24 protein-coding genes are annotated in these 25,347 nt (G+C 35.7%); 5 read left to right on the top strand and 19 right to left on the bottom strand.

The window, feature by feature from the left end:
• Nucleotides 1–63: 63 nt before the first annotated feature.
• The 18 genes from VXM68_RS06155 to VXM68_RS06070 form a co-directional block, all read right to left on the bottom strand.
• Nucleotides 64–2,466, bottom strand: a complete 2,403-nt coding sequence (locus VXM68_RS06155; RefSeq protein ID WP_367210756.1) for a GumC family protein — start codon at nt 2,464–2,466, stop codon at nt 64–66.
• Nucleotides 2,466–3,161 carry a polysaccharide biosynthesis/export family protein gene (locus VXM68_RS06150; protein ID WP_367210755.1) on the bottom strand — a complete coding sequence of 232 codons (696 nt, stop codon included), beginning with the start codon at nt 3,159–3,161 and terminating at the stop codon, nt 2,466–2,468. The genes VXM68_RS06155 and VXM68_RS06150 overlap by 1 nt, the downstream gene beginning before the upstream one ends.
• A 399-nt stretch (nt 3,162–3,560) precedes the next feature.
• Entirely contained in the window at nt 3,561–4,697 is a 1,137-nt protein-coding gene (locus tag VXM68_RS06145; protein ID WP_367210754.1) for a DegT/DnrJ/EryC1/StrS family aminotransferase, read from the bottom strand.
• Nucleotides 4,698–4,714: 17 nt separating this feature from the next.
• Nucleotides 4,715–5,302 carry an acetyltransferase gene (locus VXM68_RS06140; protein WP_367210753.1) on the bottom strand — a complete coding sequence of 196 codons (588 nt, stop codon included), beginning with the start codon at nt 5,300–5,302 and terminating at the stop codon, nt 4,715–4,717.
• Nucleotides 5,303–5,311: 9 nt separating this feature from the next.
• Nucleotides 5,312–5,917: a sugar transferase gene (locus VXM68_RS06135; RefSeq protein WP_367210752.1), complete on the bottom strand. Its 606-nt coding sequence runs from the start codon at nt 5,915–5,917 to the stop codon at nt 5,312–5,314.
• Between the two features lie 103 nt (nt 5,918–6,020).
• Complete coding sequence (locus VXM68_RS06130) at nt 6,021–6,191, bottom strand: hypothetical protein (protein ID WP_367211291.1); 171 nt, start codon at nt 6,189–6,191, stop codon at nt 6,021–6,023.
• Between the two features lie 172 nt (nt 6,192–6,363).
• Nucleotides 6,364–7,512 carry a glycosyltransferase family 4 protein gene (locus tag VXM68_RS06125; protein ID WP_367210751.1) on the bottom strand — a complete coding sequence of 383 codons (1,149 nt, stop codon included), beginning with the start codon at nt 7,510–7,512 and terminating at the stop codon, nt 6,364–6,366.
• A 3-nt stretch (nt 7,513–7,515) separates the two neighbouring features.
• Nucleotides 7,516–8,838 (bottom strand): polysaccharide pyruvyl transferase family protein, encoded by a 1,323-nt coding sequence (locus tag VXM68_RS06120; protein ID WP_367210750.1) that lies wholly within the window; start codon nt 8,836–8,838, stop codon nt 7,516–7,518.
• A gap of 55 nt (nt 8,839–8,893) precedes the next feature.
• Entirely contained in the window at nt 8,894–9,799 is a 906-nt protein-coding gene (locus VXM68_RS06115; RefSeq protein WP_367210749.1) for a glycosyltransferase family 2 protein, read from the bottom strand.
• 118 nt (nt 9,800–9,917) lie between these two features.
• The gene (locus VXM68_RS06110) at nt 9,918–11,351 is read right to left on the bottom strand and encodes a hypothetical protein (protein ID WP_367210748.1); all 1,434 of its coding nucleotides are present in this window, start codon (nt 11,349–11,351) and stop codon (nt 9,918–9,920) included.
• Between the two features lie 115 nt (nt 11,352–11,466).
• A complete protein-coding gene (locus VXM68_RS06105; RefSeq protein ID WP_367210747.1) occupies nt 11,467–12,534 on the bottom strand; it encodes a glycosyltransferase in 1,068 nt (355 codons plus the stop codon).
• Entirely contained in the window at nt 12,531–13,949 is a 1,419-nt protein-coding gene (locus VXM68_RS06100) for an O-antigen polymerase (RefSeq protein WP_367210746.1), read from the bottom strand. The genes VXM68_RS06105 and VXM68_RS06100 overlap by 4 nt, the downstream gene beginning before the upstream one ends.
• 144 nt (nt 13,950–14,093) lie before the next feature.
• On the bottom strand, nt 14,094–15,536 hold the full coding sequence (locus VXM68_RS06095; protein ID WP_367210745.1) for a lipopolysaccharide biosynthesis protein: 1,443 nt from the start codon (nt 15,534–15,536) through the stop codon (nt 14,094–14,096).
• Nucleotides 15,537–15,560: 24 nt separating this feature from the next.
• Complete coding sequence (locus tag VXM68_RS06090; protein WP_367210744.1) at nt 15,561–16,844, bottom strand: nucleotide sugar dehydrogenase; 1,284 nt, start codon at nt 16,842–16,844, stop codon at nt 15,561–15,563.
• A 29-nt stretch (nt 16,845–16,873) separates the two neighbouring features.
• Nucleotides 16,874–17,842 carry an SDR family oxidoreductase gene (locus VXM68_RS06085; RefSeq protein ID WP_367210743.1) on the bottom strand — a complete coding sequence of 323 codons (969 nt, stop codon included), beginning with the start codon at nt 17,840–17,842 and terminating at the stop codon, nt 16,874–16,876.
• A 12-nt stretch (nt 17,843–17,854) separates the two neighbouring features.
• On the bottom strand, nt 17,855–18,373 hold the full coding sequence (locus VXM68_RS06080; RefSeq protein WP_367210742.1) for an ArsR family transcriptional regulator: 519 nt from the start codon (nt 18,371–18,373) through the stop codon (nt 17,855–17,857).
• 83 nt (nt 18,374–18,456) lie between these two features.
• Nucleotides 18,457–19,839, bottom strand: coding sequence for a nucleotide sugar dehydrogenase (locus tag VXM68_RS06075; RefSeq protein WP_367210741.1), 1,383 nt, complete (start codon nt 19,837–19,839; stop codon nt 18,457–18,459).
• A 221-nt stretch (nt 19,840–20,060) separates the two neighbouring features.
• Nucleotides 20,061–20,522, bottom strand: a complete 462-nt coding sequence (locus VXM68_RS06070) for a hypothetical protein (protein WP_367210740.1) — start codon at nt 20,520–20,522, stop codon at nt 20,061–20,063.
• A gap of 181 nt (nt 20,523–20,703) precedes the next feature.
• On the opposite strand from VXM68_RS06070, the gene VXM68_RS06065 reads away from it, so the two are divergent.
• Together VXM68_RS06065 and VXM68_RS06060 are read left to right on the top strand one after the other, a co-directional pair.
• The gene (locus VXM68_RS06065; protein ID WP_367210739.1) at nt 20,704–22,617 is read left to right on the top strand and encodes a 7TM diverse intracellular signaling domain-containing protein; all 1,914 of its coding nucleotides are present in this window, start codon (nt 20,704–20,706) and stop codon (nt 22,615–22,617) included.
• On the top strand, nt 22,614–23,225 hold the full coding sequence (locus VXM68_RS06060; RefSeq protein WP_313419533.1) for a response regulator: 612 nt from the start codon (nt 22,614–22,616) through the stop codon (nt 23,223–23,225). Before VXM68_RS06065 ends, VXM68_RS06060 begins: the two co-directional genes overlap by 4 nt.
• Before the next feature lie 62 nt (nt 23,226–23,287).
• Here VXM68_RS06060 and VXM68_RS06055 read toward each other — a convergent pair whose 3' ends face one another.
• Nucleotides 23,288–23,779, bottom strand: a complete 492-nt coding sequence (locus VXM68_RS06055) for a hypothetical protein (protein WP_367210738.1) — start codon at nt 23,777–23,779, stop codon at nt 23,288–23,290.
• A gap of 272 nt (nt 23,780–24,051) precedes the next feature.
• On the opposite strand from VXM68_RS06055, the gene VXM68_RS06050 reads away from it, so the two are divergent.
• Genes VXM68_RS06050 through VXM68_RS06040 form a run of 3 tightly spaced genes read left to right on the top strand, consistent with a single transcriptional unit; the run spans nt 24,052 to nt 25,297 of the window.
• A complete protein-coding gene (locus VXM68_RS06050; RefSeq protein ID WP_367210737.1) occupies nt 24,052–24,348 on the top strand; it encodes a type II toxin-antitoxin system RelE/ParE family toxin in 297 nt (98 codons plus the stop codon).
• Nucleotides 24,338–24,628, top strand: coding sequence for a helix-turn-helix domain-containing protein (locus VXM68_RS06045; protein ID WP_367210736.1), 291 nt, complete (start codon nt 24,338–24,340; stop codon nt 24,626–24,628). The genes VXM68_RS06050 and VXM68_RS06045 overlap by 11 nt, the downstream gene beginning before the upstream one ends.
• A gap of 18 nt (nt 24,629–24,646) precedes the next feature.
• Complete coding sequence (locus VXM68_RS06040; RefSeq protein WP_367210735.1) at nt 24,647–25,297, top strand: hypothetical protein; 651 nt, start codon at nt 24,647–24,649, stop codon at nt 25,295–25,297.
• Nucleotides 25,298–25,347 lie beyond the last annotated feature (50 nt).

The raw sequence follows: 25,347 nt of genomic DNA, 5'->3' as shown, positions 1-25,347 counted from the left end.
CAAGCCGTTTTCTACGACTTGGGATTCAACAACAATAAGGCCAAAATTAGTTAATATAGACCTTTATTTTATATTTAAGCGATCTTTCAAATCTTGCCAAACTTTTGCAAGGCCAGTTTTTTTGGTCCCTTTGTCGCCATAGCCATAGCCATAGCCGTACCCATAGCCATAACCCCGAGCGAAGTCCACATCATTGACAACCGATGCAAGATTTTTCAATTTGCCATCTACGTATAGTTCACGCGGCACTTGGAGTAGGCGTTTGTCAAGATAATCTACCCGGGACACATATAAAGTTAAATCGGCATTATGTGCAATTAACAAAGTATCTGTCACTAGACTTACTGGGGCTGTATCCACCAACACATAATCGTAATGTTCACGCGTATACTTGATGACATCGTCAAAGTGTCCATTCATCAATAATTCCGCGGGGTTCGGCGCAATATAACCCGAATAGACCACGTCAAAATCATAGTTACCAGGCTTTTTGATTATAATATTATCCATATCCATATCAGGATTGATCAAGAACTGCGTAATACCCACGTTTGTATGCTGTAGGTGAGACAATCCGAGGTAATCTAAGACTTTAGGACTACGAATATCAGCGCCGATTAAAACCACTTTTTTACCAGACATAGATAAAATCTGAGCAAGATTGGTGGTTACGAAAGATTTCCCTTCTCCAGAAATCGTGGACGTTACAAATACCACTTTAGAAGCATCTTTATTATCAGCTCCAAACATGAAATTCATATTGGTTCGTAAAATACGGAAGGCTTCGGCTAAAGAAGAGCGATCATTTAGATGAACAATTGTATCTTCGGCTGTAGGTATCTCTCCCAATACTGGGATTTTGACAATATCTTCAATGTCTTTACGGGAATGAATTTTGTTGTCCAACAAAAATTTGAGATAGAGTATTATAAAGGGAATTAAAAGGCCAAGCGCCAAAGCACCAAAGAGTACTAATGATTTTTTAGGAGAAACAGGAACTCCATTTTCATAAGCTTCATCAATAATTTTTAAATTATCTGGTGTAGCCGCAGCCTTAACTTCACTTTCCTCTCTCTTTTGTAATAATAGCAGATATAGAGACTCTACGATTTGCTGTTGTCTTGAAATCTTTTTAAATCCTTGCTCTTGGTTAGGAATCGAGCTAATCCTATTTTTTATTTCATTAGATTTTTGCTGAATACTATTTAGGGCTAATTTGGTTACTCGTTGGTAATTTCTTAGCGATTGCCGGATATTATTGCTGCTTTCAGCTATATTCTCATTCAATGCTACAACGGTTGGATTCTGATCAGAAGCAGATTTTAATAAATCGTCACGTTCCAAAACCAACTTATTATATGCTTCTATTGAACCCGCAATTGAAGCATCTTGCAAACCTATATTAGAAGGAAGCAATTTCCCCACTTCTTGACTTTTTAGATAATCATTCATATGGTCGACTAATTGGAGCTGAGTTTTATACTCTAGCACCTTTTTATCATTATCCGAAGCCGTATTTAAAAAGACACCTGCTTCAGTTGCCATATCAACCATTGAATTTGCGGATTTAAACTCAGCTGCTTGTTCATCCGCTCCCGATAGGTCTTTTGAAATCAACATCAATCGTTTATTAATAAAATCAGATGTCGCTCTCGTCATACGTAATTTATCGTTAGTCAAATCCTCATTATAAATTTCGATCAAGGAATTTAAAATCAATTTAGCTTTTTTGCCAAGCGTTGAAACCATTGAAAAGTTCACAATATACGATTGTGCCTCTTTACTTGGTGAGATATTTATTGATTTTAGGTTAGCGTCTATTGCCCAATTAATTGGTAAGACATTTACGATATACTCCGCATTTTCATCACCTCTATTTTTTCCATATTTTCGAAAAATAAAAATGTTCTTTCCAATTTTAATAGGCTTTTCATAGTCAACAACAATTTTTTCCTTAGACTCTAAATTAGTGACAGTTAGTCTTCCTTTATTAACAATCACCTTCAAGTCAGCTTTTATACTATCTTGATTGCCTTGCGTTTGTAAAATAAAGGGCATATCTTTCTCCAAAATTTCCGAAGAACGAATATTCCCTTTAACTGTATAAATTACGTTTAAGTGATGCTTATCGACTACTTTCCGCATTAATCGTCTTGAAGAAAGTACTTCTATTTGATCAGTCACGAAAGCAGCTCTCGTTCCTCCTAACCCCATACTACTTGTCAATTCTGCAATACCTGCCAATTCCCCTGCCGAAGCACTTTTTTCGTCTTTCAATAAAATCTTCGCCGTGGTACTATAGGTCTTTTGAGCATATCGTAAATAAACAGAAGCAAGAGCCAATGCTAATATTACTGCGAAAACAAACCATTTCCAATAAAATGCATATTGTTCAAATATTTGTCTTAAATTGATATCCTCTTCTTTTTCTCTTATTTCTACAGGGTTCTGTTCCATTATATTCATTAACGAGTCAATACTGAAATTACTGTGATCAATAAACTGGCAATCGAAATTATTATATTTGTATTCGCCCCAAGCTTAGAATTATTAATTTGAGCCTTGTTCGGCTCTACATAAATCACATCATTTTGAGCTAAATAATAGTATGGCGAATTAAGGGTACTTTGCTTAGTTAAATCCAAGCGTTGCATGGTTTTTTGTCCATCTACTTCACGTATTAGCAAAATATTCTCTCTTACTCCTCTTATGGTTAAATCACCTGCCATCCCTAATGCTTCCAACACGGTAACTCTCTCAGTGGGCATAATAAATGATCCAGGGCGTGTAACTTCTCCCAGAACTGACACCCTAAAATTATTGAAGTTTATATTAACTCCTGGATCTTTAATATATTTCTCCAATTCCGAACGAATTTTTTCAATTGCTTCAATACGTGTTAATCCTTCCAATCTAACTTTTCCTAACATCGGCATGACTACATCGCCATAATTATCCACTGTATAGGTCGGCCGCAATGCCATATCAGTTTGTTGGGATAAATTGCTAGACATCATCGTGCTAAGGGGATTAAATGGAGCCGTTACTTTGGGATCTGATGCTGTTACCACTATTGTCAAAATATCATTCTTCTGAATTTTAGGAACATACTGCTCAAACAAGGTATTTATTTGAGTTGAATCGGGTTGTAAATACACCATATTTTTACGTGAACCACAAGAACAAAATATGAAAAGGCATACTATAGACAAACTTAATAATATGCTATGCTTTGAAACTACTTGCATTTTATCTTAAATTATAAATAAATTCAATTTAATACCTACAAAAATATATTTTTTTATCCATACAACCTTTAAAAACGGCAACTAAAATAGTACCTGCTTAAAATTGTCTCACACTAGCAACATCTATGCCTAAAATTATAATTATTATGAATATAGAATTTGGACAAACAAATATTTTTCATCATTACCCATAAACGTATAATGAATGAATGATTTAAAACATAAAATTCAATATTATTCATACTAACAAAGTAAAATAGTGATCGAATAATAAAAAAAGCTTTTAATTTTAAATAAAAGCTTTTTTCAATTTTATTTATGGAAAGCCAATTTTATTTTCTTTCGAATACGTTGTTTATCCTCTTCAGTTAGGTTTGAACCTGATGGCAAACAAAGTCCTGTATCAAACAATCTTTCAGCAACATTACTTCCATAATATGGCGAGTTCTTAAATACAGGCTGAAGATGCATCGGCTTCCATAAAGGACGCGATTCAATGTTGTCTTCCAAAAGCGCGAGACGCAAATCCTCTCTCGAAATACCTGCCACCGCCTCATCAATAGTTATGGCAGCTAGCCAATGATTGGAAAAAAAGTCTTCAGTAGGTGCTCTTAAAACATTGACACCCTCGATATCAGCAAATAGGTCCGAATAGAACTCTGTCATTGTACGACGAGCCTCAATCCGATTTACTAATACCTCCATTTGGCCTCTTCCTATACCTGCACAAATATTGGACATCCTATAGTTATAACCAATATGTGAATGTTGATAGTGAGGAGCATCGTCACGTGCTTGTGTAGAAAGGAAAACGGCTTGATCTTTATCTTCTTTTGTATGGCATACCAAAGCTCCTCCTCCTGAAGTTGTGATAATCTTATTACCGTTAAAGCTTAATACTCCGAAACGTCCAAAAGTACCACAAGCCTTCCCTTTGTATTTAGAGCCCAATGCCTCAGCTGCATCCTCTATTACTGGAATATCAAACTCACTAGCCACAGACAATATCTCGTCCATTTTTGCAGGCATCCCATAAAGATGAACCACCACAATTGCCTTTGGCTTCTTCCCATTAGCAAAACGATCTTTTATCGCTTCTTTCAAAGCAACCGGACACATATTCCAAGTATCGGCTTCTGAGTCTACAAAAACTGGTATAGCACCTTGATAAGCGATTGGATTAGCTGACGCAGAAAAAGTCATGGACTGACAAATCACTTCGTCTCCGTAATTTACATCGCATTCGATTAAGGCCAAATGCAAAGCTGCTGTACCTGCCGAAAGGGCTGCAACCTGAACACCAGCATTTAGAAATTTTTCTAAATCTTCTTCAAAGCCGTTGACATTGGGGCCTAGTGGAGCTACCCAATTATGGTCAAATGCTTCATGGATGTACTTTAATTCATTCCCCCCCATGTGAGGAGAGGATAGCCATATTTTATGTGACATAGTGGTAAAAATTAACGTTAATTCTTTATTATTCTTCCAGGATTACCCACCACGGTACATCCATCTGGTATATCTTTAATAATTACTGCTCCAGCACCTATCTTCACCCATTTTCCAATTGTTATACCTTGGATTACACAGGCGCCAATTCCTATATGTGTACCTTCTCCCACGCGTACATTTCCAGCTAATGCGACATTTGGAGATAAATGTACAAAATCTTCTATGACACAATCGTGATCTATGCAAGCATTCGTATTGACAATACAGTGTTGACCAACACTTACATCGACGTTAATAGTTGCACCAGCCATCACCACTGTACCATCTCCTAAACTACTGCGGTTAGACATATTCGCGCTTGGATGTACTAGGGTTAGATAAATCGATGATTCGATCTCATTTACAATTTTCTTTCTTACCTCATTATTTCCAATAGCTATAACAAATTCAACAGCATATTTAGGGTTCTCGTGATAAACTGGGTATCCCAGTAAAGATGATTTATTTAAATCGGTATCGATAAATCCTTCTATCTTCAAATCATTGCTTTCAGCAATTTCTGCTATTACTTTTCCGTGTCCACTTGCTCCGAATAAATACATTATTTAAAATTAATTATTTCCATTAAAGGGTTCTATGGTAACATGTCCATCTGCTGAAATGCCCTCCCGTTTAAATACCTTTTTGAACGTTTTAAAGAATACTTTCAAATCTATAAGAAAGCTGACGTGGTCTACATACCAAACATCAAGTTCAAATTTCTTCTCCCAAGAAATAGCATTTCGACCATTCACTTGTGCCCATCCCGTGATTCCAGGTCGTACCTCATGACGTCGGCGTTGATCTTGACTGTAAAGCGGTAAATATTGAATTAGGAGAGGTCTAGGTCCAATAAGGGACATATCTCCTTTTAGAACATTTATCAGTTGCGGGAGCTCGTCTAGCGAAGTCTTACGAACAAAGGCGCCAATAGTAGTTAAGCGTTCTGCATCAGATAGGAGACTACCATCGGCTGCTTTTTTATCGTTCATTGTTTTAAATTTAATAATTTTAAATATCCTTTCATTCCGTCCCGGACGAGATTGAAAGAAAAATGGCTTCCCTGAGTTTGCGAAAAATAGACCAATAGTAACAACAATAAAAATTGGGGATAATATCAATAATCCAATCAATGCGCTTAAGAAGTCTAGCAAACGTTTAAAAAAATATTTATACATTTTAATTTACAACTTTTATATTTGACGATTCAATAATTGAAAATTTAATCTTTCGATTTTAAAAACCATCTTTCGAAATAGAAATACCTTATATGCGAGACAATTAATGATGTAAAAAAACAGAAGCAAAAATCACTATTGCATTTAAAACACTTAATTCAAAAATTCTAAAGTCCAAATAATGACTTAACAAAATTATAATTAGTGGGTGATACACATATAAACCAAAAGACAATTTCCCTATATAAGAAAAACGTTGGTTTTCTAAATTTATAACCCTATTTTTACATTTACCTGCCCGTCACTTATGCCAAAAGTCACCAGTGCTAAATTAATATGTGAAAACAATCCCCTAATGCCGCAATAGTTCGTATTCCATTTAATCCTGAGAGGAAAACAATCTGATTTTTCATTCTGAATAAATTAACATAATTTTTCAATCAAAGTTATCCTCTGTAATTAGCTAATAAAACTTTGTATTCTTCTAACAATGCGTTCCACACAACATTTTGTTCATAACGATCAGCTATCATTTTCCTTGAATTAGCTTTCAATTTATTATAATATTGTTTATCATCAAGTAATCTTAACAAAGCCACACAAATTGCTGCCGAATCTTTAACTGGTATTATTGTACCATTAACACCTTCTAAAATTATTTCATTGCAGCCATTTATATTGGATACAATTGCAGGCAGTTCCATTGCGCCAGCTTGCATAACTACATTGGGAAAGCCCTCTCTGTAACTGGGAAATACTAGAGCATCTGAAATGGCAAAATAAGACCTGACATCTTTTTGAAATCCTACCGAAATGATATTAGGATTAGTTTCAATTTCTCTTTGCGTATTCTCTTTTACGGGATCAAGATCAGATTCAAAAGGCCCAACTAACAATAATTTCACCTCTGATCTTTCTAACGTTGAAAAAGCTTCTATCAGCTCATTAATGCCCTTATCCCCTACTAAACGTCCTACAAACACAAAAACAAAATCATTCTCATCAATACCCAATGAGGATTTTAATGCTAATCTAGTTTCTTCTGAGATATTATTAACATCATAATATTCTAAATCAATACCATTGACATTTCCATTTGCTAAAATTTTCAGTGGCTTTGATGTGATTTTAAAACTGATTAGGTCCTTTCTCACCCCCAAGCCTTCTGGATATATATTTGTTGCTGCAGAGCATAATAACTTATCCATGTTTATTAAAATCTTTTGCAAAAAACCTTGTTTTGAAGGAAATATTAAACCTGTAAAAGTGTGAATACGAATAGGAACACCAGCAAATTTTCCAGCTACCATACTTAACAAACCAGCTTTGGGTGTGATAGAATGAACTATTGTAGGTTTTTCCCTTTTAAAAAGCAAGTACAACCTTATTAATGAAATAACATCTCTAAATGGGCTAATTCCTCGCTCCATTTCAACCCTAGAAACCCTAATACCCTCTCTTTCAGACACTTCATCTAATAGTGGGCCAGAAGACGAAACTCCAAGTATATCGAAATATCTTTTGAGAAATCTAAGTTGTCCTTTTAATAAAACATTCAAAGACAGAGGAATTGTTGAAATCCTAATTACTTTCATTATTTAATACAAGCTTTTAATATCCTCTAATAGCCGATTTCTACTAGCAGTAACTAAATTCATTGAAGATGATAAAGAATTTTTAATTTGATCATAATTTCTGACTGCATCATCAAACATTTCAACAAGTTGCAACGGCTCTACTTCATGAATTTGCACAACATAGTTGTTCAAATTAAAATCTCCCATAATCCCCTTTGCTTTGTTTCCTCCGTAACCGATTGCAATTGAAGGCACTAAAGATGTTAACGAGAAAATAATAGAATGAAATCTCGTACCGACAAAGAAATAAAAATTTGAGTATACGGCCTTTAAAACTGGGCATGTTAAATTTTCATTAATCCATATTAAATTTTCATGTGTAACTCTCTTTAGTAAATCTCTTATTGCATTCCGATCATCTTCATGAGAGTTTGGTCCCAAAGACTGATTACAAAGAGCGACTTTATATCCAAGTGCCAAAATATGGCGTGTCAAATTTTCTACGCTTTGAATATATTTCTCGTATAGCTCTTCGGGATTAGATTTCCCAGGAAAACGCCAAGGTCTTATCGTAATACCAATAATCTTATCGTCTTTAGTAAGACCATATTTTTCCAAAATGAACTCAGCATCGTTTTGATCTCCTTTTTCCAAAAAGAAACCCAAATCCATTTCTACTGGTATTTTTTTACCCAACAATAAACCCAAACTTTCTGCAGACACATTTTCTCTTGCATAAACAAGATCTAATTTATTAAAGACTGATCTGACTTGCCTTTTTACTGTCAATCCTTCAAAAGGGCCATATGAGTTGGGAAGAAATACAACTTCTTTATTTAACGCCTTAGCTAACCTTACATAGAAAAGAAAATACCACATTAGATAGGGCGCTGTTTTTTCTCCATATGCATGGATAAAGCCGCCCCCTTTCACGAATATTGTCTTTGCTTTGTGAAATTCCAAAACAGTGCGGTACGTTTTTTCATCAAACTCCTTCTTGACCTTATCTAAATTATTACAAATTTTTATCAAATACCGAGTACTTGAGAAATCCATCACAGCGTTTTTCACTTGTTTAAATAGTTCAAGCTTTGATTCCTTTATATGCTCATCAGACTTATGTTGACCTCTTCTGGGATGTTTAAGAATATTTTCTAACAATTTGAATCCATTTTCTTGTGACTGCTTGCACAATAGCTCTCTTTCTTCAATTGTATCTCCAGCATCAAGAATATAGATCTCATCATATAAGCCTGTATCTTTTGCCAATCTCCAACTTTCCCAAACTAGGGCTTGATCACCTTTATTTAAATCGGTCACTCCTGGTACAATTATCGCGTTCATTAGTTAGATTATTATTCAAATATTAAATATTAAAAATCAATAGTTTTACTATTACCTATGCTTTGTTTAAATTCTTATTTATCGCGGTCTTTTTAGTGCGAGTTATATAAAAATACAATAACACTCCAAATGGAAATGCTAAAACTGTGGTTAACTTATATCTCGTTTTTTTTAAAAATCCCCAATCCTTCGCTATTAAAGAAGAAGAAACATAATGAATTGCATTTTTAAAACGTTCCTTATAATTTAATGCGTATTTCATTTTTGCCAATCGATAAAATGCGAAAGATTTCGGACTTGTTCGATATTGATTTATCAATCCTTTCGACAAACCGTCTTCCATATATTCTACAATACAAAACACTTCATTAAACAACAATAACTTATGCTCCTGTTCTATCAGCAAATATAGATAGCTGGTAATTGGAAATTTTTCATTGTCAAAAAATGGGTAGGGAAGATATTTGTTAAATACTCTTCTATTATGTACGAATTTTTTATCCCCTGTTACCTTATGAAAAGTATATAATTCGGAAAATCTGCATTCCTTAATTTCTGGCAATTTCGTTCCGATAATTTGCCCATTTTTATATGCATCAAGGCCGACCATACCTGCCGAATCCGGATAACCGTATTCCTTCCACAACTTCAGAATTTTCTCAATAGCATCATCTGGCATAAAGTCATCTGAATCTATACATACACAAAGTTCCGTTTCCATAATGTAATGGGCAGTATTGTGTGCGCCAACCATTCCCTTATTCGGTTGATAATGGTATTGCATGGATATCCTTTCTTCAGCTAGCCACTTATTGACTAAATCTTTAGTATTATCACTGGAACCATCATCTATAATCAACCAATGAAAATCTTGATTGGATTGTCGACAAAGACTCTCATATAGCTCATGTAAGCAATACGCCCTATTGTAGGAAGGGGTAAAAACTGTTATTGATTTCATATTTTCTTACTTTAGTGTAATATTTTTAAAAAATCAGCATTAATAAAGCATTTAAAGAAAAAAGCCGTCGTCTAATAGCTGATTTCTATGACTTTTATTTATATCAAAAATAAAAATATCATTTCATGCTCCGGATCTGCGAATTGGAAGATTTAATACTCCTAAAATTTGGATTTAACTTATTGACTTGGATACTCCTAACATTACTATTTTTAACTTCAATTAACGTCCCAGTTTGATTATTAAAATTATTCCCTTCAATAGATAGGTCTCCAATATTACTTCCATTGTAAATTCCAGCAATTAATGCATTCGGATTAGAGCTACTAAATTCGTTATTAAGTATATTAATTTTATTAAAACTTGAATTATATTTCTTATCTTCTATAACCTTTTCATCGGTTAAAAGAATATTGCCACCACTTATTTTATTACCAACAATTGACAATCTATCAATTCCTGCTAATCGAAAATGAGAAGAACTTCCTTTAGACCCTCTATTAAAAACATTTCCACTAATTTTAACATCTTGATAATGTGCAATATTAATACTTACTGCAGACGCCGAAGTATTTTCAACTTTATTTCCTGAAAATATTACATTTTGAATCCCATTACTTGTTTTCCCAACATTCCCAAAGCTACCATAAAGTCTCAATGAAGTTCCGTCCGTTATAAATTGATTGTCTGATACCACCAGATTTAACTTATAAAAACGATCAGCGGTAGTTTTATTTTCAATTATGGAATTATGTCCGACCGAATTAAACACATTATTTCTAATTTCAATGTCTTTAGTAAACATGTATAGATCGATAACCTGCTTCTTTGAATTAGTAACAGATTTGATATTATTTCCCAATATCTTTATGTTATCAGAAAATAATTCCCCATTAGTATCTGTAGAAGTTACTTTAATAATTCTGTTACTATTTTTTATATCAAAACTGTTGTTGCAAATATTCAACCCATTAATATTTAATATTTGAATAATATCATTTTGTATTGTATAATTTTGATAATTACTAAAATCAGCAGTAAATCTATTTTTAATAATTGAAATATTTTTCGAGAATTCACGTGAAGTGTTTCTTGAATATATTCTTCCATTTACAATGTCACAGTTCTGAATTGTGACATTACTCATTCCATTAATTTCGATAGCTATAGGAGCATTCACTAATAGACGATCATTTTCGATAGAAAATCTTAAGTTTTCTATTATTATTCCGGGATTCTGTAAAAAGAAAATTTTATTATGCTTAGAGGGGGAGCTAATAGTGGCTCCATCAGATTTGACAGAACTATAGATTTTGGCATTTCCATCAACATAATAACCTCTCGAATCTGCGCTTTTTGGAATAAAAACAAAAGTCCCTTTTTGACGCGCTGTATAGCTCGCTGCTTCCAAGGCTGTTAAATTATTAGTTATACCATCCGCTCTTCCTCCAAAGTCTTTAATATTAACTCCTTGATCAAATGCTAAACTAGCTTTCACTAGTGTTATAGAGAAGAGAGAATTAAACAAAAATAATAGTAGTAAATTTTTCATATTTTAAAATTTTGATTAACTATATTAATCATTATATTCAATCTTACAATGGCAATCAAAAGTATCTTTAAAAATTATCTAAACATATTTTTTGAACTCACCAATTATTCTGATTTTACTTTTTTCCAATCGTATGACTTAAGAAGTCGGTTAATGTTTTCGCTATAGTTTCAACTTTAAATTTTTCTCTATTTAGAATTCCTTGTTCCATAAATGACAATCTTAAACTCTCATTGTCCATCAATAACTTTAGCTTTTCCTTATAAGAGTCATGTTCTCCCATTGAGATAAGAAATCCATTCTTACTATCTTCAATTAGATCAGAAACGCCCGCGTCACAATTATATGCTATGCTCGCAAGAGGATATGCCATTGCTTCATTTAATGCATTGGGAAATCCCTCTGAAAGCGATGTATACGCAAAAATTGATCCCTTTTCCATCCAGGATTCAACGTCAGAAACTTCTCCACTGAAAATAACGCAATTATCTAAACCCAAATCCCTCACTTGTTGCTTGAGTTTCATCTCATTTTTCCCCCCTCCTACTATATACAATTTCCATTCTTCATTTCTAATCTCATAAAAGAGATCTATAAGTTCTTTCTGATTTTTGGAGTCGACAAGTCTTCCTACTGTAATAATGGCTTTGTTGGACGGCTTAAAAACAGTATTAACAATATCTTTCAATGGGTTTGGTATAACCTTTATGTTTTTATTATATCTCTTTCTCAAAAAGATTAATTTCGCTAATTCTGTTTGAGCAATAATTCCATTTGCAAGAGGATATGTTAATTTCCGAGTTAAATTATCCCTTAATGTATGTTTAAGCTTAGGATTACTTCTATCGGAAATAATTATTTTATCTCCCGTAAGCAATGAAACAGCAATACTTAACGGATTAAAAACTTCACTAAAACTAATTACAATATCAGGGTTTTCCTCTTTGAAAGTTCTATATAAAAATCTAAAGGATTTGACCTTATTTAAAATCCCCCTTGAATAATTAAATTGAGGGTATATGTGCTTTACCCTTCTATCTATTGTGTAAGAACAAATACCATTAATTACACAAATAATAGAAATCTCGTATCCTTGGTCAATCAAATAGTTACTTAACACAGAGATGACTCTTTCCATTCCCCCTTTTTGCAAAGACGGAGTTATAAAACATATTTTCTTCATTTTTCAAGATTCTTTCCAAAAAATTTTATAAACTTGTCCAATATCAGTGTATACACAATTAGCTGCAGCGGAAAAAACAAAACAGACCTATTCATATATATAGCCGTACTTATCATCATAAAAATGATTAGTAAGTTTTTGAAATTACCATCAATAAACGCTTTCAGCGAAATTCTTGAAACATAAATCCCAAACAAAAACATCAGAAGAAAAACACCAATAAGTCCAAAATTAATATAAATATCTCCAAGGATTTCCGAACCCTCACCATAAGTATAAAAAGTTCCTTGTCCAGTGATTGTAAAGAAATAAGTTGAAGATCGATATATTTCAGGGATGGAGAAAGTTTGAATGACAAACCCACCCGCAAATGGAACCGCTGTTGCTATATCCATAAACATTGTGAGCCCATATAAATAATCGTGTTGGACGGGTACCTGATCTACAGCTTTGTAAACAATTCTCACCGACGAAGCGAGTTCTTCTGTAGTATTAGAATCATTTTCGAAAAGAGCTTCAAATCCTCTTTCCAATATAGAACCTTGTTTCGAAGAATCTTTACCTCTTCCTAATTTCAATATTGTGAGAAAGGAACTACCAATAAAGATCAATAAAACAAGTTGCCATATTTTTACCGACCGAATAAAAAAAGAATAACAGGAAAGAATAAGAACACCTGATTCAATCAACGGCCCTCTATCACCCGCATTCATAAAGATTATAAGATAAAAAAAGAGAACGATTAGAAACAACTTATTTTTTGATGCATAGGTCTTTAAAGAGATCTTTGATCTATTAAACCTATAGTTATAAAAAAAGTAAAAAATTCTCAAGCAAATAGCTACTCTCAATAAGACATTGACATATGAAGCTCCTGCCCCCCAGTTCTTCCCTCCATCATAGGCTCCACTAAGAAACGCAGAACCAACCAAAACAATAAACGATACAAATAAAATTATTATTAAACCATCTAAAATAGCTAGATTCGCACTCTTATTATTCCTCGCGTATACATTCTTAGACTGTCCTTTAAATATAATACCAACATAGTTACCAACAATCCAAATCAATCCCCCCATATAACTCATCCAAGTACCAAAATTTACGACATTAGGATTAGCCCAAATGAATCGAGGATTTTGAGGAGGAATACCAATTGCGTTGTAAAAGGGTATTTGAAAATGCACAATCAGAAAGCCTATTAAAAAGAATGTCTGAAAATTTAAAACTGTCCCAAAACATGATTTCATAACAATAAGAAATAAAACAACATTTGTAGACACTATAATACTCAATGTAAGCAGGAGTCCGTTATTTATCTGCCCTCTAGATTCTGGCATTAAAAAAAAACCAATTATTAATGACAAAACACTAATAAATGACATAATATTTACTGTCGCTCTTTTTATTCGCATTGCTGAATTATTTATCGAAAATCCCCATTAGTTTTGGTGAACTGTAATTTCTCTTCTAAACCCATTTATCTTAGATCACGCCACATTAAACCTACATTTAAAGTAAATTGTTCTAAATTAAATAAACCTATTAATCAATTATTTTTATCGATTTCCTATTTTTAAAAGCCTTCTAATTTCTACCAAACTTACCACTCTCATTAATAAGAGTGAACTTATATATAATAAACAAATTAATGGTATAGATAAAATACGTATTAAAAACTCAAATTGCATTATATTATCAATAGCAAGATATAACGAACATAAAAATATACATACTGTTGTTATTTTTCCCACTATTTTAAGCTCATAAAAACCAGTATTTCCAATCACCTTTCTCGAAACAAGAAAGTTCAAGACATATCCAAAAATACTCGAAATAACAAAACCAAAAATCAATAATTCAAGGTTTTTATAATAAACCGCAATTATAATGCTAATGGATTGAACTACTTTTTTTACAAAATCGCAATAAAGAATAAATTTAGTTTTATTAAAAACTTTAAATACCACTCTATTAAATGTTTCTTGCATATAAAAAAAAGATGCTAAAGTTAACACTTGCATATAAAAAATTGAGCCAATCCACTTTTCTCCAAAAAGTATCAGAATAATATCTCTTGAATACAAGTAAAACAATAAGGATATGAATCCCAATATCATTGCGAAGACTTTGCTTATCAAATTATAAACTCTAAGAAATTCACTACTATTATCTTGCAATTTTGATAAAGATGAAAAGATAACACCTTGGCTTAATACGTTCAATATTCCGCCAGGAACATCTTGTATTCTTTTAGCCTGGTAATAATTTCCTGTTTGAATAACAGAGAAATATTTAGCCAATATAAGTTGGTATACATTATCAAAGAAGCTATTAAACAAAGATGACACGGTTGTAAAGATTCCAAAAGAAAAAACTTTCTTAAATGACTCTGTGGAAAAAATTAGTTTTAGAAAGATCTTTTCACACATCCACAGGCAAAGACCATAAATCAATGAATTCAATAGTTGCATTACAATTAACGACCATATTCCAAAATCACTATAAGCCATGACAATTCCTATAAAAGAGGAAGCAATCGTTGCTATAAATTTGTAGATATACTTTTGCTTAAATTTTAAGTCACTGATGAGTTTAGCATCTTGCGATATTTGCAACGAATTGATAATTACTACTAATGAAGACACCAACAATAAAACTCTTAAACTACCGTCATTATAATAACTTGAAATAGGGTAAGAGCAGAGTGCAACTACTAAATATATAATAATACTAAAAAACAAATTTGTAAAAAAAACTGTTGAATAATCTGTGATAGTAGCATTTTTATTCCGCACCAATGCTCCCCCTAAACCACTTTCAGTCAACACAGACATTATAGTTATGAAAAACATAACTATACCTATTCTTCCAAATTCTTCAGGTGAAAGTATTCTCGCTAACCAAATATTGGTTATAAAAGCAATAATTAATGTTAAGAATTGACCTACCACGGACCAAAAAGACCCTTTTAACAAGTCCTTCTTTAAACTATTTCCCATTATAGTTTTTAAAAAACAAAATCATTATAAACGACCATCAACACCTTCATAAAGAACACCTTTCACATCATAAGCTATTGAATTATTCTTCCTCAAACCATTTAGATTGATTTTTAAAAACTCATTGTGGGCTACACCTAATACAACGGCATCAAATCTTTTATTTGGCAACTCCCGAACGCTTTCAATATCATACTCATGTTTTACTTCAGCAGGATTTGCCCAATGATCATATGTCGTTACTTTAATTCCATAGTCTTCCAACGCGCGGATCACATCCACAATCTTAGTATTGCGCACATCAGGACAATTTTCTTTAAAGGTTACGCCTAGCATCAATACTTCGGCACCGTTAACATTAATTCCCTTTTTGATCATACATTTGACAACCTGAGAGGCCACATATTCGCCCATCGAATCATTCAACCGACGACCTGCCAAGATAATTTCGGGATGATAACCATGCTCTTGTGCTTTCTGCGCCAAATAATAAGGATCTACACCAATACAGTGTCCACCTACTAATCCTGGTTTAAAGGGCAAAAAGTTCCATTTGGTACCTGCTGCTTCCAATACGGCATGGGTATCAATATTTAAAATATTAAAGATCTTTGCTAATTCATTCACAAAAGCGATATTAATGTCACGTTGTGAATTCTCAATCACCTTAGCGGCTTCAGCAACTTTAATACATGGCGCTAAGTGTGTACCTGCAGTAATCACTTCTTTATATACAGCGTCCACTTCAGCCCCGATCTCAGGTGTCGAACCCGATGTTACTTTTAATATTTTCTCAACGGTATGTTGTTTATCGCCTGGATTGATGCGCTCTGGGGAATAACCTGCAAAGAAATCTTCATTGAATTTTAAACCGGAAATCTTTTCTAACACTGGAATACACTCTTCTTCTGTAACACCGGGGTAAACAGTCGATTCGTAAACAACAATATCGCCTTTCTTCAACACTTTACCGACAGTTTCAGAAGCTTTGTATAGCGGTGTCAAGTCAGGACGGTTATTTTTATCAACTGGTGTAGGGACAGTAACCACATAGAAATTTGCGTCTGCAATATCCGCCAACTGATTGGAACAGTACAGACCAGTTGTATTGGTTGAAAAAGGGTTTTCACTCACCAATGCGGCCTGAAGAATATCATCTTCCACTTCCAATGTTAAATCTTTACCAGCGCGCAATTCATCAATACGCTTTTGGTTGATATCAAATCCTAATACTGGAAATTTTGTTGCAAACAGTCTCGCTAAGGGTAAGCCTACATAGCCTAATCCAATGACAGCTATTTTTTTCATTTATATCTTGAGTTTATAATGATTAAATCTTATTTTAAGTTATCCCAATACCACTTTACCGCCTCTTTCAATCCTTCTCGGATCACGTGAGTAGGTTCATAGCCTAATAATTGACGGGCTTTGTCAATCGAAGCCAACGAATGCGGTATATCACCCTGTCTATTCGGCCCATGCACAATTTCAACCTTTGCAATTTCAGCGTCGTACGCGGTCAAAAATTCTTTTAGATAGCCAACCAATTGGTTTAACGTGGTACGATCGCCAACAGCCGTGTTATACACCGTATTAATGGCGTCTGGATTGGTTGTTGTCATTGCACGTTCATTCATCTGGATCACATTATCGACATAGGTAAAATCACGGGAATAATCACCAGCACCGTTTATCACAGGACTCTCGTGGTTCATAAATTTCTTTACAAATAATGGGATCACAGCAGCGTAGGCACCATTTGGGTCTTGACGTCGGCCAAATACATTAAAGTAGCGCAAACCAATCGTCTCCAAACCGTAGGTCTTCGAGAAAATATCTGCATATAATTCATTGACGTATTTGGTAATGGCATAGGGAGATAGTGGCTTTCCAATCACATCTTCCACTTTTGGAAGACTTTCAGAATCACCATACGTAGACGAAGAAGCGGCATAGATAAAACGCTTTACCCCAGCATCGCGCGCCGCAACCAGCATATTTAAAAAACCTGTTACATTGACCTCATTGGAAGTTTGAGGATCTTTAATCGAACGTGGAACGGATCCCAAAGCGGCCTGGTGCAATACATAGTCTACCCCTTCAACAGCTTTTTGGCAATCTTCATTATTCCGAATATCGCCCTCAATTAAGGTAAAATTTGGATTGTCTGCGTGCTGCGCAATATTGTGACGGTGACCCGTAGCGAAATTGTCCAACACCACCACTTGATGGTTTTTACCTAAAAAATGTTCTACGAGATTTGAACCTATAAAACCGGCCCCACCGGTGATTAATATTTTACTCATCTTTTGAAGTAATTATATGGTAGAATGATTTGTATATAAAATAATATAACGTTGTTCTTCAATAGTCTTCTGAAAAGAAAGATTGACCTGCTTTCCCATTTTTTTTCCAACCTTGTCCGCTAACAGCAATAAATATGCCTGATTTAGATTTTCCCCCAAAATTAACACATCTATTTTACCCGAATCTATGCCCTCAGCATAGTCGCCAACCAAGCTAACTTCCTGTATATCGCCCGCTTTATCTAGGATATTATCGACAATGTCATCAATCCCCAAATAGGTATGAATTAATTTCTGAAGGGGAGCAAATAAAGAATGTTTTGTATTGGCACGGTATAGTATTTTATTTTTAGCTGTACTTTTTTCTAAATAGCCCGCTTCGGACAGTTGGTTCAGTTCTTTTCGTATGGCATTGGTCGATTCTTGAAATTCGTCAGCCAGCCCCCGCAAATGGGATTGATTGCTAGCCGAGACAAAAAACTTAATCAGTAATTTCAATCGCGTCTTCGATGTAATTAACGTGTCTAGCATGGTATAGTTCAGATTGAGTAACAAAAGTACTCAATCTGCTTTTATTTATCAAATTAAATTAGTGTTAAACAATCATCAATTTACTAACTACCAATCGCATAATAGTCAAAACCTAAGTTTTTTAACTGCTCACTGTTCAATAACTTCCGTCCATCAAACACAAACGAAGGCTTTTTCATCATGTGTTTGATCGCCTCCCAGTCATAACTTCTAAATTCGTCCCACTCCGTCAATACAGCCACAGCATGCGCATCCTCTAACGCTTCATAAGGGTCGTTAACAACAGTTACCAAGCGACGATTATCCTCCGAAGATCGCGTTTTTAGATAATCCAGGTCTTTATAAATCTGTTCTGCAGTTACTTTCGGATCATACACCACAAGCTGCGCTTCCTCATCCAGCAAGTGATCGGCTACGTATATTGCAGCAGACTCGCGCGTATCGTTGGTATCTTTCTTAAATGCCCAACCCAAAAAGGCAATCTTCTTCCCATTGACCGTATTGTACATCGTCTGAATAATCTTTTCAGCGAAGCGCAATTTCTGATGATCATTTAAAATAATCACCTGTTCCCAGTAATCGGCAACAGCCGTCAAATTATAGCTCCGCGCAATATAGACCAGATTGAGAATATCCTTTTGAAAACAGGATCCTCCAAAACCCACCGATGCTTTTAAGAACTTAGGGCCAATACGGCTATCGTGTCCAATGGCGCGCGATACTTCATCCACATTGGCACCTGTCACTTCACACAGCTCGGATATGGCATTTATCGAAGAAACCCGTTGCGCTAAAAATGCATTGGCCACCAATTTGGACAATTCAGAAGACCATAAATTTGTGGTGAGTATCCGCTCTTGCGGCACCCACGATTGATAAATCTGCACGAGCGCCTGAATAGCTTCCTCATTCTCCCCCCCGATCAATACGCGATCAGGCTGGTGTAGATCTGCTACTGCTGTTCCCTCAGCCAAAAACTCCGGATTGGATAGAATATCAAAATTCACCCCATTACCGGTATCATTCAAAATACTCTTTAATGCAGCAGCCGTACGGACCGGAAGGGTCGATTTTTCGACAACAATCTTGTCCCCTTTGGCCACTTGGGCAATCTGCCGCGCACACAATTCGATATATTTTAAATCTGCTGCCTGCCCCTTCCCTTTACCATAGTTTTTCGTCGGGGTATTGACGGATATAAAAATCATATCCGCTTCGTCGATCGCCTTTTCAACATCGGTCGAAAAAAACAGATTCCGTCCGCGTGCTTCTGCCACCACCGCATCTAGCCCAGGCTCATATATCGGAAGCTGCACAAGATCTTCGTTATTCCACGCATCGATACGCTGTTGATTTAAGTCAACAACGGTAACCTGAATACTTGGATTTTTCTGTGCAATCACAGACATCGTTGGCCCACCGACGTATCCTGCACCAATGCAAGCTATTTTTTTTATTTCTTTCATATAATCAGCTCAAACTATTATTTTTCAATGTTCTTTTTACTTCCCTAACTTTATACCGTTAAAGATAGGAATATGCTGCGAATTAGCCGTTAAAAAGAAATTTGAATAATTGAGCGATGCCTGTCTCCACGTGGAACATGACCAAAAAAATGAAGAAACCCCGGCAAGCAGGGTCCCTTCGGGTTAAATAGGTATGTAATATGGAATAAAAACACGTTAAACTAACTATGCGCATAAACACCCATCATGGGCAACGTTGTACTAAAGGCTTTCTTTTCGCCATTTTGATAGTTTACCACCGCATTCACCCTAACCTTGTACTTGCTCAAATCAACGCGCTCGGCTTTATCAGAAGCAATACGAAAACGGACAGATACTTCGGACGAGGTTTGCTGGTTTGCTTTAAAAGGTAACACGAGCACCTGCTGCAGCCTCACTTCAACCTTTTGATCGGTAGAGCGGACATCCTTTACCACAATATTAAGCACGTCATCATGAAATCGCTCTCCTCGAAATACCAATGCACCATGGGTAGAACTGAGCCGCCCGCTATACTGCCCCGGATGTTCCTGAAAACGGTAATAAACACTTAAAGAGACATCATCTGGCTTCTTTCCTGAAGCAAAAAACTTAAATAGGGCAAACATAATCGCAGTAAAAAGAGCTATATATAAGTAAATCATAATCGAATAAATACTGTATCGGAATCAACATATGGTCTGCGTTCTTTCTAATATTAAATGCGTAAAGCAAAAATAAACACTAAATACCCTCCAAAATAGAGACCCTAGGGTCTTATTTACAATTAGGAAAATAAAACCTTATTAGATTTATTGGAAAATAATTGCACTTTTGTTTTGCTATATGAGACCAAACATTATAATCATCCTATTACTGCTGCTGAGCATAATCGCCACTCACTATGGGATGGAAGCTATCGTTTCACATAATAGGGCTATTCAAAGCACCTATATGGACAGTGAATCTCCTATAGTCATCGCCCAGGAAAAAGAAAACCAAACGGATCCCATCTATTATTACACCAATAAACAACTGTTCAAACCGCTCGCACAATTCAAACCGGCAAAAAGCCAGGATAAAAATAGCTATTGGTTAAAAAAGGTAATTTCCCTGGATGAAAATGCCTTAACGGGCGATTATGTGCTGTCGTTTGATAACCTAACGTTCGTCGACATGGCGCTCATCGGTATGGAAGGACAAATCATCGAGCGAAGGAGCGCCGGCTTATTTCGTAAAAAAGCAACGCTATCCCCTAAAGGAGGGCGTGACCATTTTAATATTCATTTAGACAGCAAGAAAGTTTATACCATTTTACTGCGGGTCAAGCACATTAAAGGGTATACACCGTTTTATGACTTCCGCTTACAAACACAGAAGGACTACCTGAAGAAAGTGCAAGGCATCAATCTTACCCATGCTTTTATGGAGGGAGCCATTATTGTATTGTTGCTCTACATGGCTTTTGCATGGCTCGTTTCGCGCTATAGGCCTTATATCTGGATTTTTTGCTTTTTACTATTTATCGGATTTTATAGTTATGGGCTGCAAAATCAATTTATAGACCTCTTCTTTCCCAATAATCCGCAGCTTGGGTGGAGCCTGGTATCGGTATTTAGAAATCTGGCGGGGATTAGCTTCTCACTGTTGACAATTGCCTTCCTAAATCTCAAGAAAATAAGCCGCCAGTATTATAAGCTGATGCTTGGGCTCATTCTGCTGGTCGTAATGACGTCTATATTCAACTTTATCAATAACTATTGTTTCGCCAATTTTAAACAGAGCAATTCTGTGAACCTGTTTGTGGGGGTGCTATATGTGCTCTTCTTTTCGAACTTATTTATATCGCTCTGGAAAAAGATAGACAGGATGCAACGCTTCCTGATCTACTCGGGCATTTTTCTCGTCATCGGCATCAGCATACTGATTTATTGTGGATTGATCTTGAAGGAACAGTCCATCCAATATGTATCTATCATGACGCAGTTTTTTGTTTTATGCATCACCATGATCCTCTTGATCGGCATCCGGCTAAAAATACGCAAATCAGAACTGGAGCATCATAAAACCACTGAGACCATTGTACTGGAGCGAACAGCAGAGCTCAAAAAAGCCAATGATGCCCTCTACGAGCAGCAGATTCAATTGCTTCAGAAAAACCATTATATCGAAACCCTCATTGATGAGGTCAACCATCGGGTTAAAAACAACCTCCAGCTGCTGTATAGTTTAGGGAGCCTGTACCGCTCCGATCATGGTAACCAAAATATGCAGCCCATACAGTCCATGCAGGACCGCATTCATGCCATGATGCTGGTAAACCAATTACTGGTGTATAATCAGAATAGTCAGCTGAAATTGAACATTTTAGTAACGGAAACTGTTAACTACCTGAGACAAATGCATGATCCCGAAGAAACGATAGCGATCCAGGTCGATGTTAGCCAAGACTGGTTGGTCACCACCCAAACCTCTATTCCCTTGGCGCTCATCATTACGGAGCTCTTGACAAATAGCTATAAGTATGCTTTTCCGAAGGGTACAGTCGATGCACCGTCGATTTACTTGAGTATACTCAAAAATGAATGGGGAACGACCATGCGGTTTGAGGATAATGGCATCGGTGCGAAAGCTCCTGCACCTACAGCTTCGTTCGGAATTGGCCTCGTAAAGGACCTGACTAGGCAGATCAAAGGAACAGTGACCATTCATCCGGAAAACGGATTTAAATATTTATTTGAATTTAACAATATCATATGAGCCTAAAAGTATTAATTGTAGAAGACGAAATGATCATTGCCCGATTTATTGAATATCAATTGCATTCACTTTACACCGGCCTGGAGTTGCACATTGCACTTACTGTGGATGAAGTGGATCAGTACATGGAACAAAACACACCCGATTTGGTGCTCTGCGATATACAGCTCAACGACCGGCTGGATGGTATTGAGTTAATGGAGAAATATACCGCAGCGAAGCATTTCAGTCTAATCTTTATCACTTCCTATCAATCCAAAGGTAGCATAGATCGCGCAGCTGCCCTCCGTCCAGAAAACTATATCATTAAGCCATTGGGAGAAAATCGCCTCTATGCAGGCACGCATATGGTGATCCAGCGCCTGCAGCAACAGAAGGATAAAAATCAGGCGGTGGAAAAGCTGAAGACGTTGACTCCCGCCGAGTTAAATATTCTTAAGCTCATTGCGCTCCGCCATACCACCAAATACATCGCCGAATCATTATTCCTCAGTCCATATACCATCAAAAATACAAGACACCGCATCTGCCGAAAACTGGATCTCAATGAAGAAAATAATGCCCTATTATCCTGGGCGATCGAACATCAGCATCTGCTTAAATTTTGAGACAAAAAAATAAGGGTTTGCAATGAAGCAAACCCTTTCCCATAAAATAAGAATTACGCAAATTATGTCGTCTGATCCTGGGGGTCTTTAGCTTGATAAAGCTCCCCGATCTTCAATACGGTACTGAATGTTTTTGGTTTAGTTTTTCCAAAATTCAACACACCCGATACGCGGATTCCTTTTCCTTCCAAGGTGCTGAGTTCTCCTTTCTTTTTGAGCAATTTAAAGCGGACGGATACGTCGGAGTTCCCTTCTTTTTTCTTTTCAAAAGGCACCACCACAATCTGTTCCAGATTGACCACTAAAGCAGGATGACTGGGTTTGACCGCTTTGATCACCAAATTTTTAAGTGCCTCGTCTTTCGATTCCGTACGAAAAACAAAAACGCCACTTTTTGTCCGGTAGTCGCCGCTATACTGCCCCGGTCTGTCCTGAAACAGGTAATGGACCTCCATCGAAACAGCATCGTTGAAAAGCTTCTGCTTTTGTTTTGCCTTTAAGATGAGATAAATGGAACTCAAAACAAGTACCGTGAGTGCTATAAAAGTTGCCATAATAAAATAGTTAATTAATAGGAATAGGTGAATCCAAAAATAAGGTAATCCCCTATAGCACACGAAAATGGAAAGGGGACAAATGGGGGACAATTGAAAATTATCCCGCAACAGGTCAAAAAAGGCCTATCGGAAGGACAGACCTTTTAGTGATTTCAGCTGTTATACTATACATTAAAGAGAGAGACGTTATACAAAGTGTTTGGGAGAAATTCGTAAGAAGAAACGCTTAAACACTTGACAAAAAGTAACTTTTAAATTACCTTTGTATAATGAGAGTTAGAGAGGTGATCGCTTTTAAAAATTATTTTGAAGAAATAGAAACTCTCGAACGGGTTCCAAGTAATTATTTAAAACATTTAATAGGAACTGACGGATTATATGAAGCTAGGATTCAGCTTGGATCCAATATATGGCGTGTGTTTTGCTTTTTTGATGGTGATAAGCTCGTTGTCCTAATGAATGGTTTTCAAAAGAAAACTCAGAAAACTCCAAAGAATCAGATTGAAAAAGCATTAAGTATCATGGCTGAGTATTACGAACAAAAAGGTAGAGAAAATGGAAACTAAGAACTGGAAAAATATTAAAGATGATGTTTACGGGAAAGTAGGCACCCAGAGAAGAGATGAACTAGATAGAGATTTTGAATCTTTTAAAATTGGTCTGCTGCTTAAAAAAGCACGTGAAGAAAGAAATATGACGCAGTCCGAGCTTGCTCAACTAATTGACAAAAAACGTGAGTATATTTCGAAAATTGAAAATAACGGCGGTAACATTACACTAAAAACATTATTTGACTTCGTTGAAAAGGGATTGGGAGGCAAAGTCAACATATCATTCGAGCTCTAATCTCACAATATCTGTCCCTTGATTGAATTTGTTGAAAGACCATCCATCCGCAAGTCGGAAAAACCTGACGTGATTATGTCCTGCATGGACTATATTATCATCTGCCAAGTGATAAAACAGTTAAACGAAATAGACATGCGCGATGATGAGCTCTCGTTTCTACTAGGCAAACCGAATAATTATGTCTTTAGTTTTATTATCAAGCCAAGCGATAAGAATCGATTCAACGAAGATCAATTAGATCTTCTCCCCTTTCTTCTCCGATGTCCTTTTTCAAAAATTATAGTGAATGGAACAAAGGATGGAAATATTCAATTACACCATACGAAAACAATCAACGAAGACGGATACAAAGGTTTTTCTCATATCATTTATTCTGAAAAGGGAGAAGGCACTCGCATCATCTGGAAGAAGAAAAATGCGCCAAAAGGAAGTACTCGAAAAACTAATAAGCCTCTGCTTGAAGTTCTTGAAGTATGGATAAAAGCAGGCTATTTTGACAAACAAATTAGCGCTATTGAAATTTTCAAAAGGCTTAAAGCGGAATCGACTATTAAATTCCGTGTTAGTGATATTGAAAAATGCATGAAAATTCTATGTGGCAGCCGCCAGTCTCTATTGCACAAAGATTCCATTGATGGGGTGTTGAAGTACTGGAGAAAAAAGTGAGCACAGGGCACTCACTTTGCCATAGAATAATGACGCTACCCTTAAAGCGC

It is taken from the genome of Sphingobacterium sp. R2 (assembly GCF_040760075.1).
Classification (GTDB): domain Bacteria; phylum Bacteroidota; class Bacteroidia; order Sphingobacteriales; family Sphingobacteriaceae; genus Sphingobacterium.
Note: the sequence above shows the minus strand (reverse complement) of the source record. Positions and strands in the feature narration are given on the sequence as shown.

What these genes read in the sequence shown, in the direction of transcription:
- VXM68_RS06100 (WP_367210746.1), bottom strand. Translation starts at nt 13,949, where the DNA reads ATGCGAATAAAAAGAGCGACAGTAAATATTATGTCATTTATTAGTGTT.
- VXM68_RS06075 (WP_367210741.1), bottom strand. Translation starts at nt 19,839, where the DNA reads ATGAAAGAAATAAAAAAAATAGCTTGCATTGGTGCAGGATACGTCGGT.
- VXM68_RS06085 (WP_367210743.1), bottom strand. Translation starts at nt 17,842, where the DNA reads ATGAGTAAAATATTAATCACCGGTGGGGCCGGTTTTATAGGTTCAAAT.
- VXM68_RS06145 (WP_367210754.1), bottom strand. Translation starts at nt 4,697, where the DNA reads ATGTCACATAAAATATGGCTATCCTCTCCTCACATGGGGGGGAATGAA.
- VXM68_RS06070 (WP_367210740.1), bottom strand. Translation starts at nt 20,522, where the DNA reads ATGATTTACTTATATATAGCTCTTTTTACTGCGATTATGTTTGCCCTA.
- VXM68_RS06155 (WP_367210756.1), bottom strand. Translation starts at nt 2,466, where the DNA reads ATGAATATAATGGAACAGAACCCTGTAGAAATAAGAGAAAAAGAAGAG.
- VXM68_RS06150 (WP_367210755.1), bottom strand. Translation starts at nt 3,161, where the DNA reads ATGGTGTATTTACAACCCGATTCAACTCAAATAAATACCTTGTTTGAG.
- VXM68_RS06110 (WP_367210748.1), bottom strand. Translation starts at nt 11,351, where the DNA reads ATGAAAAATTTACTACTATTATTTTTGTTTAATTCTCTCTTCTCTATA.
- VXM68_RS06045 (WP_367210736.1), top strand. Translation starts at nt 24,338, where the DNA reads ATGGAAACTAAGAACTGGAAAAATATTAAAGATGATGTTTACGGGAAA.
- VXM68_RS06090 (WP_367210744.1), bottom strand. Translation starts at nt 16,844, where the DNA reads ATGAAAAAAATAGCTGTCATTGGATTAGGCTATGTAGGCTTACCCTTA.
- VXM68_RS06120 (WP_367210750.1), bottom strand. Translation starts at nt 8,838, where the DNA reads ATGAACGCGATAATTGTACCAGGAGTGACCGATTTAAATAAAGGTGAT.
- VXM68_RS06140 (WP_367210753.1), bottom strand. Translation starts at nt 5,302, where the DNA reads ATGTATTTATTCGGAGCAAGTGGACACGGAAAAGTAATAGCAGAAATT.
- VXM68_RS06055 (WP_367210738.1), bottom strand. Translation starts at nt 23,779, where the DNA reads ATGGCAACTTTTATAGCACTCACGGTACTTGTTTTGAGTTCCATTTAT.
- VXM68_RS06080 (WP_367210742.1), bottom strand. Translation starts at nt 18,373, where the DNA reads ATGCTAGACACGTTAATTACATCGAAGACGCGATTGAAATTACTGATT.
- VXM68_RS06125 (WP_367210751.1), bottom strand. Translation starts at nt 7,512, where the DNA reads ATGAAAGTAATTAGGATTTCAACAATTCCTCTGTCTTTGAATGTTTTA.
- VXM68_RS06105 (WP_367210747.1), bottom strand. Translation starts at nt 12,534, where the DNA reads ATGAAGAAAATATGTTTTATAACTCCGTCTTTGCAAAAAGGGGGAATG.
- VXM68_RS06060 (WP_313419533.1), top strand. Translation starts at nt 22,614, where the DNA reads ATGAGCCTAAAAGTATTAATTGTAGAAGACGAAATGATCATTGCCCGA.
- VXM68_RS06115 (WP_367210749.1), bottom strand. Translation starts at nt 9,799, where the DNA reads ATGAAATCAATAACAGTTTTTACCCCTTCCTACAATAGGGCGTATTGC.
- VXM68_RS06095 (WP_367210745.1), bottom strand. Translation starts at nt 15,536, where the DNA reads ATGGGAAATAGTTTAAAGAAGGACTTGTTAAAAGGGTCTTTTTGGTCC.
- VXM68_RS06065 (WP_367210739.1), top strand. Translation starts at nt 20,704, where the DNA reads ATGAGACCAAACATTATAATCATCCTATTACTGCTGCTGAGCATAATC.
- VXM68_RS06135 (WP_367210752.1), bottom strand. Translation starts at nt 5,917, where the DNA reads ATGTATAAATATTTTTTTAAACGTTTGCTAGACTTCTTAAGCGCATTG.
- VXM68_RS06050 (WP_367210737.1), top strand. Translation starts at nt 24,052, where the DNA reads ATGAGAGTTAGAGAGGTGATCGCTTTTAAAAATTATTTTGAAGAAATA.